At 42.2% G+C, this 13,159-nt stretch carries 7 protein-coding genes; 2 read left to right on the top strand and 5 right to left on the bottom strand.

Annotation, left to right across the window (positions count from 1 at the left end; all coding sequences use genetic code 11):
* Nucleotides 1-7 precede the first annotated feature (7 nt).
* From ACE3PQ_RS06810 to ACE3PQ_RS06800, 3 genes are all read right to left on the bottom strand, one after another.
* Nucleotides 8-2,647, bottom strand: coding sequence for a bifunctional aconitate hydratase 2/2-methylisocitrate dehydratase (locus ACE3PQ_RS06810; RefSeq protein ID WP_374296382.1), 2,640 nt, complete (start codon nt 2,645-2,647; stop codon nt 8-10).
* A gap of 383 nt (nt 2,648-3,030) precedes the next feature.
* The gene (locus ACE3PQ_RS06805; protein WP_374296380.1) at nt 3,031-7,554 is read right to left on the bottom strand and encodes a translocation/assembly module TamB domain-containing protein; all 4,524 of its coding nucleotides are present in this window, start codon (nt 7,552-7,554) and stop codon (nt 3,031-3,033) included.
* 46 nt (nt 7,555-7,600) lie between these two features.
* The gene (locus tag ACE3PQ_RS06800) at nt 7,601-10,309 is read right to left on the bottom strand and encodes an autotransporter assembly complex family protein (protein WP_374296378.1); all 2,709 of its coding nucleotides are present in this window, start codon (nt 10,307-10,309) and stop codon (nt 7,601-7,603) included.
* 372 nt (nt 10,310-10,681) lie between these two features.
* Here ACE3PQ_RS06800 and ACE3PQ_RS06795 point away from each other — a divergent pair, with 372 nt between their 5' ends.
* Together ACE3PQ_RS06795 and coq7 are read left to right on the top strand one after the other, a co-directional pair.
* Nucleotides 10,682-11,992, top strand: a complete 1,311-nt coding sequence (locus tag ACE3PQ_RS06795; RefSeq protein ID WP_374296376.1) for an MFS transporter — start codon at nt 10,682-10,684, stop codon at nt 11,990-11,992.
* The gene (coq7, locus tag ACE3PQ_RS06790; protein WP_241572852.1) at nt 11,992-12,627 is read left to right on the top strand and encodes a 2-polyprenyl-3-methyl-6-methoxy-1,4-benzoquinone monooxygenase; all 636 of its coding nucleotides are present in this window, start codon (nt 11,992-11,994) and stop codon (nt 12,625-12,627) included. Before ACE3PQ_RS06795 ends, coq7 begins: the two co-directional genes overlap by 1 nt.
* Nucleotides 12,628-12,806: 179 nt before the next feature.
* Here coq7 and ACE3PQ_RS06785 read toward each other — a convergent pair whose 3' ends face one another.
* Complete coding sequence (locus tag ACE3PQ_RS06785; protein ID WP_374296373.1) at nt 12,807-13,010, bottom strand: KTSC domain-containing protein; 204 nt, start codon at nt 13,008-13,010, stop codon at nt 12,807-12,809.
* A 16-nt stretch (nt 13,011-13,026) separates the two neighbouring features.
* Nucleotides 13,027-13,140 (bottom strand): hypothetical protein, encoded by a 114-nt coding sequence (locus ACE3PQ_RS06780; protein ID WP_374296394.1) that lies wholly within the window; start codon nt 13,138-13,140, stop codon nt 13,027-13,029.
* Nucleotides 13,141-13,159: the final 19 nt, after the last annotated feature.

The raw sequence follows: 13,159 nt of genomic DNA, 5'->3' as shown, positions 1-13,159 counted from the left end.
CAATAGATTAGGTTAATTGAGCTGCTTGGATTTTCTTGGTATCTACAGTGTCAGCAGCTTTGGTGTAGTCAGCCATTTGATCAAAGTTGAGATACTTATAGATGTCACCTGCCATGCTGTCGATTTGCGACGCATATTGCTTGTATTCTTCAGGTGTAGGTAGTTTACCTAATACCGCAGCCACTGATGCAAGCTCAGCAGATGCAAGATATACATTTGCACCTTGACCTAGACGGTTCGGGAAGTTACGAGTCGAAGTCGATACGACAGTCGCACCTGGTTTCACACGTGCTTGGTTACCCATACACAGTGAACAGCCTGGCATCTCTGTACGCGCGCCTGCACGACCATACGTATTGAAGAAACCTTCTTCCATCAACTGTGCTTCGTCCATACGTGTCGGCGGAGCGATCCATAGTTGCGTAGCGAGTGAGCCAGCAGGTACTTTCTCAAGCAATTTACCCGCCGCACGGAAGTGACCGATGTTAGTCATACAAGAACCGATGAATACTTCATCAATCTTGTCGCCTTGTACTTCAGAAAGCAATTTTGCATCATCTGGATCGTTCGGGCAGCAAAGCACTGGCTCTTTGATGTCGGCAAGGTCGATTTCATAGACTTTGGTATATTCAGCGTCTGCATCAGCCTTGAGCAACTCTGGATTTGCCAACCATTTCTCCATGTTTTCGATACGACGTGCCATAGTACGTGCATCGCCATAACCTTGTGAAATCATCCACTTGAGCATAGTGATGTTTGAACGTAGATATTCAGCCACTTTCTCTTCTGACAATGTAATCGCACAGCCTGCAGCAGAACGCTCAGCAGAAGCATCAGACAATTCGAATGCTTGTTCAGCAGTCAAGTCTGTTTCCATTTCAGTCAAGTCGATCTCAAGGATACGACCAGAGAAGATGTTTTTCTTACCTTTCTTCTCTACAGTCAAGTCGCCTTCTTTAATTGCATAGTAAGGAATCGCATGCACGAGGTCACGTAGGGTGATGCCCGGTTGCATTTTACCTTTGAATTTCACCAATACAGATTCAGGCATATCGAGTGGCATTACACCTGTTGCTGCAGCGAATGCAACTAGACCAGAACCTGCAGGGAATGAAATACCGATTGGGAATCGTGTATGTGAGTCACCGCCAGTACCTACGGTATCAGGCAACAACATACGGTTTAACCAAGAGTGAATAATACCATCACCTGGACGAAGCGATACACCGCCACGGTTCATGATGAAGTCAGGTAAGCTGTGTTGCATTTCCACGTCAACTGGCTTTGGATATGCAGCCGTGTGACAGAAAGATTGCATTACAAGATCCGCTGAGAAGCCCAAGCACGCCAAATCTTTCAATTCATCACGTGTCATTGGACCAGTGGTATCTTGCGAGCCCACAGTCGTCATCTTCGGCTCACAGTAAGTGCCTGGGCGAACGCCTTGACCTTCAGGAAGACCGCATGCACGACCAACCATTTTCTGAGCTAGAGAGAAGCCTTTGCCAGAGTCAGACGGTTGAACTGGAGTACGGAACAATGTAGATGGTTCAAGACCCAATGCTTCACGTGCTTTATTGGTCAAACCACGACCGATGATCAAGTTGATACGACCACCTGCACGTACTTCATCTAGAAGTACAGGGGTTTTCAATTGAGATTCAGCGATTTGCGCACCGTTTTTGAACGCAGTCACAGTTGCTGTGTCTTTGTTCACTTTTAGGGTCACTTCGTCGCCCATGTTCATGTCGTTCACATCAATCTCGATTGGCAATGCGCCTGCATCTTCCATCGTGTTGAAGAAAATCGGTGCGATCTTGCCACCTAGACACAAACCACCATCTTTTTTGTTTGGAATGTGCGGAATGTCATCACCGAAGAACCACAATACAGAGTTGGTTGCAGATTTACGAGAAGAACCTGTACCAACAACGTCACCTACGTAGGCAACTGGATTGCCTTTTGCGATTAATTCTTTGATTTGGTTGAGTGGACCAACTTCACCAGGTTGTTCAGGTTTGATGCCGTCACGTTCGTTTTTCAGCATTGCATTGGCATGTAATGGGATGTCTGGGCGACTCCAAGCGTCTTGTGCAGGTGACAAGTCATCCGTATTGGTTTCGCCAGTCACTTTGAATACTGTGAATGTAATTTCATCAGCAACGTCTTCACGGCTCGTAAACCATTCTGCATCTGCCCAAGATTGAACAACTGCTTTTGCATTGGCATTACCTGCTTTGGCTTTATCAGCAACGTCATGGAATGCATCAAATACAAGCAAAGTCTTTTTCAACGCTTCAGCTGCAAGTTCTGCAAGTTCTGCATCATCAAGAAGCTCAACCAATGGCGCTACATTATAACCACCGAGCATAGTGCCAAGTAGATATACAGCACGTTTTTTGTCTATTAAAGGTGAAGTTGCTTCGCCTTTTGCAAGCGCTGCCAAGAAAGCGGCTTTGACATAAGCAGCTTGGTCAACACCTGCAGGAACACGGTTTTCAAGCAAATCAACGATATACTCTTCTTCACCTGCTGGTGGATTTTTTAACAATTCAACCAAGTCAGCTGTTTGAGTGTCGTCAAGCGGCTTCGGTGGGATTCCAAGTGCGGCACGTTCTTCTACGTGTTGGCGGTAAGCTTCTAGCACGGTGTTATTCCTCTTTTTTAAAAAATTATTTGCGTTTTAGGTGCCTTAAGGCGTCCCTGCAAATAATACGGACGGACAAATTGTACTAAATTTGACGATAAATGTTAATGCAATCATTGTGCACAAAACTTGATGACGATTATTTTTTAAGAAAATACCATCCATCAATTTGCACTATTTCTGAACAATAACCACCTTTACTACAAATCAATTCGACGCTATTTTTACCAAAAATAATTTTGCCAAAATTTGATCAATAAACAACTACGACCTTTAGCGATGCGTTGTATCAAAATGTGTTCGCTCTATATTTAGAGATGTCAAGCTTTCATCAATCTTTAAGTTCAAACCTGCGATTGAGTATCACAGGTTCGAACTATTTCCTAAAATTTCCAGTTATAGAACACATCAATCGCACGCTCTAGCGATGAAGTTGCTTCCAAGTATAGACGGCGGTTGACTTGATAACGCAAGGTCAAAGTATTGACAGGTGTAAAGATACCGACACCGTAGCGTAGGTACAGATCAGGCGTGATATAGCCTGTCACACTCACTTGGGTATCATTACCCGAACCTTGTGCATCAAGCGCCAATCCGCTTAGACCAAAGCTTCGTCCAATTTGGTTGGTAAAGGCTCGTGTCCCACCAAGGCCCATACTGATCCCTGCTGCTGCAATCGTGTTATTGACATCAGACTTAAAGCCTTCGGTATTGTTGACCGACCCTGCACCTGAGCTAATCCGACCTGTAAGCAAGGCATTGAGCGCTTCCTGTTCAGTCAAACCTGCATCATTGTAGATTTGGATATTTGGGCTAGAGGCTTGCCCTGTGATACGCACACCGACGGTGCTATTTTGCACATCTTTATTGGCGTCAATATCAAGGCCAGGATTGGCAAGCTCACCACCAAATCGTGCAATCGCTCGGTTGAGTTCTAGGCGCTGACCATACGCTTCAATCATGACCTGACGACTGACACCGATTGCACCATTGGCTTGCAATGCAATCTGAGTCCCTCGCTGACGTAGATTAATTCGACCCAGTAATGGTATGGTACTATTAAAGCCTCTGAATATGACTGCATCACCTAAGTTCAGTGCAACATCAGCATTGATACGCCACGGACGTGATGCTTTTAAAATTGCCAATTGATCTTCGTTGCTACGCACTACACGAACATCACTCGATGTCCCAACAACATTCGCACTACCTTCTGGCATCGAAATAACTGCACGGGGTACCTTAATCTCTCCATTAACAACTAGCAAATGCTGTGTAGGTCTAATTTCAATATCAATATTTGGAGAAACTGAAGCACTAATCATCGGCGGTTGCGCAACCAGTAATTCTTGACCACTAACATTCAACTGTATTCTAGGTGAACCAGCCCATGTGGCAAGGCCTGTAATTTTCCCTACACCTTTTCCTGCATTAAATGCACCCTCTAGAGTAGCTCCCGTATCACGAATCGATGTGGCAAGTTGAATATTTTGCAAATTTAACGGCACACTAATCATCGCAATCTTGCCATCTTTTAAGCGTACTTCTCCATTAAAGCTTGGTTGCTGTAATGTACCCGACAATCGTCCTGCAGCAGATAAAGTACCATCTAACTCACGAACATCGGCAATAAATGGCTTAAATAGATTCAGTTTTACTTGATCAAGTGCAACCTGTCCAGACACCGATTTATTTTCGCCTTGTGTCCCCACTAAGACATCTACATAGCCTGTACCCAGTAGTGGCGAATCTGCATTGAGCTTGAGTGCTAAAGCCTGTGCTTGAGTTTTTGCACTTAAACGTACTTCTCGATATTCAATCAAGGTTGGTGGGATACCTTCCTCATTAGAAAGCCCAATATGCCCCTGACGTGTCACAAGCTGAGCATCGACATCCATTGGCTGACCTTCACGCCAAGATACATGCGTATAGCCATTGAGCTGACCGTCAAGAGCTAGACCTGAAGGCATGAATGCTTGAAAGTCGGCTAGTTCGAGGTTCTGCATTTTTGCGGAGATAACACCTTGTGCTTTGTTTGCGATCAAAGGTTGATCAAGACAAATTTGGCTTTGCTGACGACTTTGACTCATCCAACAATGCGCTGTCACTGTGATTTGTCCTTTTGCTTGACGATAAATAATCGAAGCATTTTGATTTTGTGTCAAACGGACACGCTGTGAATTGAAATCGCCTTTTTGGATTTGTCCAAGCCAATCATTTTGTGCATTAAAGCCACCTGCCATTTGCACATAAAATTTTGACTTATCATTGTTACCATCAAGCTTGAGCAAGTGTGCTTGTCGTGTGCCGACGAGTTCTGCTTTGACCTGATCAATACGACGCTTATTACTAGTAAGCCCTTGTAGATTAAAGATCAATTGCGAAGCAGTTTGACCTGTTGGCAACGTCCCGATCAGTGAAACTTTCTCCACATTGATCTTATCTGAATAACTCAAATTCTCTGCGATCAGATTCGATTTTGCTTGAATCGTTGGCTGACTTTGTACTGATAAGAAGCCTTTGATTGTTCCACCAAGCCCTGCATAAAGTTCATCTAAGTTTGGCGCATTGACGTTAAGTTGAAGTCGTTGAGCATTGCCTGCCGCATGCAAAATATTATTGGCATAACTTAACACCAAATTATTTGCTTCAAACTGCTGCGGGACAAAACTATAATTCTCACCGAAACTCACACTGAGATTACCTTTTCCAAGCAAAGGTTTATTGTTGATATTGCCTCGAAGGTTTAAGTTTTGTACCGAGATATTTTTTTGTTGCTCAGACCATCGTCCCGACGTATTTACCCGACCCGTTACATTGCCTGATACATTGCCGACAAAGTATTGTGGTTTGAATTGATCCAATACAGCCTGAATATCCCAACCAATACCATTTTCAAGATTAACCATGCCTTTTGCATCAAGCTTACCTGCCGCACCTTGATGAAAGAGTTCATTGATTTTAATGAGCTTTGGCGTACCTGAAACATTAATTTTTAATGGGCCTTGACTATAATTTTGCGCATTCAGTGACCCATCATATTGCACGGCAAAGCCTCTTAAACCAGACTGTGACTTGCCATCATGCATTAATAAAACAGCTGTAGACTGCCCTGTCAGCGCTATCGTTTGCGTTTTATTGCCTTGTGGAAGCTGTCCGATTAAGTCAATACCTTTAAGCTGTATCACTTGCTTATTCGGTTCAGCATAGCCTGTTGCATGGATGCTACCGTCCAAACGGTTGACTGGCGCACTTGGGCTAATCGTTTGCGGATTAAACCGTTTTGCAACCAAATCTGCTTGCCAACGTAGCTGTGTTTTTTTCGTTGGTAAATTGACTTTTGCTTTGCCACTAAGCCGACCTTGTCCTTGCGTCAAGCTAAAGTCTTTTACATTTAAAATATTGTTGGCAAAATTTAATGTACTTGCATATTGTCCTGCTGGCAGACTCGATGATTCATGCTCACGAATCAAGGTCGCTAAGCGAATATCCTGCCCCTTGTCAGAAAGCGCTAAATCGACGTCCCCCTCTTGGCTATTCAACCATCCAATATATGGAAACTTGCGATCAATATCTTGCCAAGCGACTTGCACTTGCCACGGCTGAGCGATTTTTTCATTATTGGCATTTTGTTTAGCAGGATTTTGGTGAAGCTTTACATCCCAACGCTCATAACGATCAAAATCAACCATAGCGACAATGTCTGAAGCATTTTTCATGCTTCCTTTCGTAGACAATTTTGCACTCATATCAGGTGGTAGAAATTCACGAATTGAGGCAGGAATCACTTCGTCATTTGGATTAATGCCGTTTAAGCGACCATTCAAATCCCAACTCACACCATCTTGCCATCCGACAAGCCCTGCAAGCTCAACTTGACCACTCATCAGCGAACCGACAAAATCTTCGATGTTGAGTTGTTTTAGATCAGTGTGCATCTTGGCTTGATAATAACCTTGCGGAATTTGTTTACCACTCAGATCGGTATCGACATTGATGTTAAGCTTTTTGATATCACCATCTAAGTTGACCTCACCCGACTCAGAATACAGCTCCTGCTCAGGCGCTACTGGCCAGTGATATTTCGACCAATAAACTTTGCCAAACATCGGTACATTTTTACGTACAGGATGGAGCACCATATATCCTGAGATCACATCAGGACTCGCTGCTGCAAATCCTGCTTTCAGCGTATCGACATCGCCACGAGCAACCAATTTCAGCTTGTTCATTTTTAAATTTTCTAAGGCAGGTATCGTCGCATCTGCACTTAGGCTGAGTGGATATTTACCGTCAAGTTGCAAATAGCCATTGATATTATCTGCTTTGAGAAAATCCATCGCCATAGATGAATTAACCAACTGAATCTTCGCACCGGACCATTCGCTTTCATTGAGCTGAATATTATAAAATTTGGTGGTAGATGTTGTCGTTTGTAAGATCAATTGCTTGATATAAGCTTCATCCATGCGAAGTACAAAAGGTAACTTTAATTCTTTAAACTCAAACTCTTTGTCTGTAGGAGCTGCATGATTAATCACATGTACCGTATCAATATTGGCGTGCATCAGATGAATCTCTTTTTTCACCACAGCACGCCAACCGAGATGTACATCCGCACGATTGATTTTGACCTCAACATCTTTGACCTTGACCAAGATATTTTTAATGATGATCCCTTGGATGAGATTGCCATCTTCATATTGATAAGTAATCGTTTGCTGACGATCTAAGACAAATTCTAGTAACCATTTACTACCACGATCTGAGCTTGCAAAAAGACCTAAAGCAACAATGATCAGCAACAATAAACCCAATAGACCAAACAGCAACCATCGTGCTGTACGAACAGCATGTGTAGGTATCTTTAGTTTCGTCTTTGGCTGTTCTGGCGGTTGCTCAGTCATACGCTTTTCTTTTTCCTAAAATTGTCTTCGTTCACTATGTTATGATTTATAAAGGTGGTCCGATGAAGAAATGTAGACGAATCGGTACGCTATCTTCACTCACACCTGCCGCCACATCGACACGAATCGGTCCTACTGGAGATGCCCAGCGTATACCAAGACCAACGCCATATTTTGTTTCATTGCTAAAGTTTTCATCATAGGCATTACCTGCATCGGCAAATACTGCGGCACGCCAACCTTCACGAAATTGATAATTATATTCCAGCGAGCCGACCGCAAGTGTCTGACCACCTAACAGCAATCCATTTTCTTCAGGCGCCAAACTTTCGTAATCATAGCCACGTACACTTTGATCACCACCTGCAAAATAACGCAAGTTGTACGGCACACGATCAAAATTGTCTGTCACGATATAGCCTAGATCACCTCGCCCAACGAATTGATGATCGGCATTTTCACCTAATGAATAAATAAAGCGCCAACCTGCATTCAAGATGGCCATATCAGTTTCAGTCAATAAGCTTTCCGAGCCAACTTCTGCTCGATAAAACTGACGAAAACCTTTGGTTGGATTGACATAGTTATTCTGATCAGTACGACTGATCTCATAGCCAAACAACAGTGACTCCTGCTCAGGGTCGGTACTTACTACTCGAAAGGCATCTGGCATGTCTGCAGGATCAACATTGCCTGTTGCCTCGATACTATCTAAGCGATAACGCACAGACATATTGTGTTGCCACTGCCCCATTGGTTTTTTAATGGTTCGTTCCGCACCAATTACAGCCGATTCGATATTTAACTCGACACCTTGACCAATTTTATCTTTGATCTCACGCTCATAACCGCCAACAACACTAAAATAGTCATTTAATGGATGTTTATACGGAATGTTGTAACGCCCATCAATGGATTGATAGTTTTCAGAAAGTTGTAAATTGACATCCAAGCTGTGTCCACGATCATTGACGATGGCACGACGGTATTGAGAACGCAGACGTACGCCTGTGTCGGTGCCATAACCGATACCCGTTTCAAGGCTATTTGGATTATCTGCATTTAAGGTCACGATCACTGGGACTTGCTTTGTTTCACGTGCTTGCGCTTTTAACTTTTCGGTTTCTTCAGCGCGCTTATCCGCTTCTGACTGACTCTTTGCTAAAGCTTGCTTTTTGCTATCGTTTTCATTGCCATCAGCTTCGTCTTGTTCCGCTTGGTTTTCATTGCTTACTGATTCGCCGCTTTGTACATCGATATTTTGTGTTTCATTGTTTTGCGCTTCATTGCCTTCTGTACCGATAAACTCACCTTCATCAACGACATTTTGACTTTTTACTTCAACGCCGTCAGTGATTGGTGGTGTAGGCGCTTGGGATTGCTGTGCTTCATGCAATGCTGCCAAATCAGGTGGTAGTTCTAAAGGTTTAGTGATTGGATCAGGCTTTGCGACATTGACAAGCGTGTAATTAAAATAACGACTATTGATGAGGTTGCTTGATAATAAATTACTACGCCATTCTGTATAGTCATCACCCTCTTTGAACGGAACAAGCTGTTGTAAGATCTCTTTACGTAGTGGAAATTCCTCATTAGGATCACTCATGCGAAACTCGACTGCATTGAGTTTGTAGCGTTCACCTGTTTCATATTTCATCAAAATATCAGCGGTATTTTCAGGCAAAGTCACTTTGACATCACGCATACGCCAAAAACCATCAAAATAACCACGACTATCTGATGCGTTATCAATACGTGTACGCATATTTTCATAATCGCCATGATTCAGAATATCGCCTTCATTTAAGTCAGGTACAACACTCACGACTTGGAAGACTGGCTCTTCTGCACCATCACCAGTGAACTCAATCACAGGTTGTTCTGCAACTAAGACTGGCTCATTTTGCACGACATCTACGATCAACGTATCTTCATCTTGCTTACTAAATTTGAACTCTGCTTCATAGTAGCCAACCGCTTGCGCAGCGAGATTAGCCATTTCTTTGATTTGAGGTAATGCAACATTAAACTCTTCGAACGCTTCTTGGGTAAAAGTAGACAGTTTCCCGTCTAAATTCTTCTCAAGTTTTTCATCAAGCTTTCCTTCTGCACTACGAACTTCAACCTTAATTTTTGGTAATTTTTCCAAAATACTGTCATCTTCATCACGATTAAACAGTCTTGCGAAAAAGCCTCTTTCCTTTTTTGGTTCAATATTCGTTGCCTGTGCTTGGCTTGGATCAGCAGAATTCTCTTGAAAATCAGGCACAGTGACTTGCTGTTGCTGTAGTGTAGTTACAAGTTGATCAACGTTCACCGTTTCCATTTGACTTGTTGTCGTTTGAAATTCACTTGCCGTCGTGCTTTCTTGGTTTACCTGAATCTGTGAAAGACTTGGTACAGAGCGCTCTTGTTGCTCAGCATCCTGCTGCGCTTGTGAAGCGATTTGATTAATCTCATTCAGCATTGCCTGATCGGGCGCAGGAATATCGCTGTCTTGCAGTTGATACACTTCATCTGCCTGAAATTGATTAACCGCTTGATCTAGACCTGCTTGTTCCTTCTCGACTTCTTGCTTATCTTCAAGCGCTTCATTGATTTGTTCTTGTTGCTCTTGTTCTTCTTTCGCAATCGCTTCATCCACAGCTTCTGCATTAGGGTTGGAAATAACCAACTCATTCTCAGCATAGCTCAGTTGCACAAAAGCACAGCTCAGACCAAACAATAATGCAGACGGCGCCGCATGCCTTGTCATAATCTGTAAAACTGACTGATTCAAAACATTAAAAGAGAATAATTTTTTGTTTAAATCTAGCATACTGCACTCAAACACATATACGCTCAAACTGAGCATTGGATTTGCATAAATTAATCAAGGATAAAAGCTTGATTATGTCGGTCTATAGTTTTAACTAAAGTTTTTACTAATAACGCAATAAATGATTGAAATGCCAATAGACCCTCAGCACTTCGTCAAGCTTTTTAGATTGTCTTAAGTTATTGTAAAATTGTAAAGTAGCTATACCCCAAAAATACAATCTCTATTACACTTAAATACAAAACTTAGCCTATTAACGCTAAATACTCGTATTTTATCGTGAATCAAAGAAGATTAGTGAGTCATCGCATGTCCTCATCGACACCATTCCTACTTGGCACTCGTCGCTTTGCACCAATGTTCGCCACACAGTTTTTTGGCGCATTCAATGACAATATTTTTAAATATGCGTTACTGATGGTCTTCACCTATGGTTGGATTCCAAAAGGTGACATCAGCGTCAGCACCCTCAATAATGTAGCAGCCTTATTATTTATTTTGCCTTTTTTTATCTTTTCTGCAACTGCTGGACAGATTGCTGACCGCTATGAACGCTCAAATCTTATTCAATGGTTAAAAATTGGCGAAATCGCAGTGATGTGTATTGCAACTGTTGGTTTCTTTATTGGCAATATTTGGTTGTTACTTTTTGCACTGTTTATGATGGGCGCACAGTCGGCGATTTTTGGTCCGATTAAATATGCGATCTTGCCTGATATCCTTGAAGAAACTGAACTCATGACAGGTAATGCCATTTTCCAATCAGGGACTTCTCTAGCGATTTTACTTGGGATGGTCGTTGGTGGCATTGTTATTTCTTTTTCTTTAGGGAATATGTGGTGGATTTGCTTAACCCTGATTGGTGTTGCCATATTAGGTTATTCATCTAGCCGAATGATTTTGAAACAAAAAATTGCAGATCCAAATCTCAAGGTCAATTGGAACGTATTTGTCACTAGCTGGCAGATCGTGAAATTCAGTTACGGATTACCGCTAATCTTTTTAGTGTTACTTGGCAACTCATGGTACTGGTTTTATGGCGCAACGGTGATTACACAAATCCCGCAAATGACCGCACAATATCTGCATGGTAATGAAAATGTGTCGAGCCTAATTTTGACTTTCTTTTCTATCGGGATCGTTATCGGCTCTGCACTGTGCAAAAAGCTAAGTGGTGAACACGTTAATATTAAGATGGTGCCTTTTGGCGCTGTGGGTCTAACCATTTTTGCGTTGTATCTTGCTTGGGCATTAGCTCAACTGCCAAGTTTTCAAGGTGAGCTTTTTAATATTACTCAAGTCTTTGCACAGGGCATCAGCTTTTATCATGTCTTCTTTGCCGTGATGTTACTGGGTGTGAGTGGTGGTTTTTATATCGTACCACTGTACGCTATGATGCAAGCCAAAGCCCCTGAAAGTCATCGTGCCCGAGTGGTGGCAGCCAATAATATTTTTAATGCAATCTTTATGGTGGTGGCTGCGATTTTCTGTATTATCATTTTAAGCAGTTTGAACCTAAGCCTAGTGCAATTGTTTGGCATTACAGCAGTGATTAGTGCAATCATCACCTGTCTTTTACTCACGTCACTACGTCGTAAACTTCGCATCGGAGAATCTTAATGCGCCAATTTAGCCCATTCGATCAAATGATTAATTCTTTCGATCAAGCATTAAGAAGCCTTGTCCCAGGTGTCACCAATGCCAATCGTGAAAATCCTGCACAAGAGCGCACAGCAGAACTGAGTATAAACGAATCTCGTCATGTTGCTGGCTTGATGCGTGTTAATCATAGTGGTGAAGTCTGTGCGCAAGCGCTCTATCATGGGCAAGCCTTAACGGCGAAATTGCCAAGTGTACGCATCGAAATGCAACTCGCTGCGCAAGAAGAAGAAGACCATCTTGCTTGGTGTGAAGATCGCTTAAAAGAGCTCAATAGCATCCCAAGTCTGCTTAATCCTGTTTGGTATAGTTTATCTTTTGCAATGGGTGCGGTTGCAGGTATTGCAGGAGATAAATATAGCTTGGGCTTTGTAGCTGAAACAGAGCGTCAAGTCAGCGAGCACTTACTCTCTCACCTATCGCAACTGCCTGAGCAAGATCAGCGATCTAAAGCGATTTTGGAACAAATGAATACGGACGAATTGCATCATCGAGATACTGCTCTTGAGGCAGGTGGTGTCGATTTACCGAAGCCTGTACAAATTTTAATGACGGTAATTTCCAAGACTATGACGAAGACGAGCTACTATATTTAAATGACCGTCACTTAAGTAAGCAACCTTCATTTAAGTGATTTGGGTTTAAGTGATTTGGATTGAAATTATCATGATTTCAATCGCCGTTATAAATCGTATTTTAAGACTACAATAGCCTGAATTAATCAAGCTATTATTCCGCTCAAATTTTCATTTCAAATACTTCAATTAACGTGAATTTAAAGTAAAGAAATTTTCTGAAATTGCAGATCATATTCTAAATATTTCTGCACAAAAGCGGTCTTATTCTCACATCGCTGCATATTATGATGAATAATCTCAGGCACACTGGTATATATCGCTCCTGTACCATCATTATAAATCAACTTCAAACTTCTTGACCAAAAGTCATACTTCATCAAAATCACCTGTAGTTCTGTCATAAGCACCTTGTAATGGTCAAGAAAAATCAGACACCACAATAGAGAGATTGCTGTTATTTTGTTCAAAGCAATTAGGTGATAAATATCCCAGTTTTGAATGTAGTCGAACCTGATTGTAAAATACCGTGATGTAATGACTAACATCTTTC

It is taken from the genome of Acinetobacter sp. (assembly GCF_041911495.1).
GTDB lineage: Bacteria > Pseudomonadota > Gammaproteobacteria > Pseudomonadales > Moraxellaceae > Acinetobacter.
The sequence above is the reverse complement of the archived record's forward strand: the minus strand, read 5'-3'. Positions and strand labels throughout refer to the sequence as shown.

Bases quoted from the DNA above. Each gene is read 5' to 3' on its own strand.
- ACE3PQ_RS06805 (WP_374296380.1), bottom strand. From the start codon at position 7,554: ATGACTGAGCAACCGCCAGAACAGCCAAAGACGAAACTAAAGATACCT.
- ACE3PQ_RS06800 (WP_374296378.1), bottom strand. From the start codon at position 10,309: ATGACAAGGCATGCGGCGCCGTCTGCATTATTGTTTGGTCTGAGCTGT.
- ACE3PQ_RS06795 (WP_374296376.1), top strand. From the start codon at position 10,682: ATGTCCTCATCGACACCATTCCTACTTGGCACTCGTCGCTTTGCACCA.
- coq7 (WP_241572852.1), top strand. From the start codon at position 11,992: ATGCGCCAATTTAGCCCATTCGATCAAATGATTAATTCTTTCGATCAA.
- ACE3PQ_RS06785 (WP_374296373.1), bottom strand. From the start codon at position 13,010: ATGACAGAACTACAGGTGATTTTGATGAAGTATGACTTTTGGTCAAGA.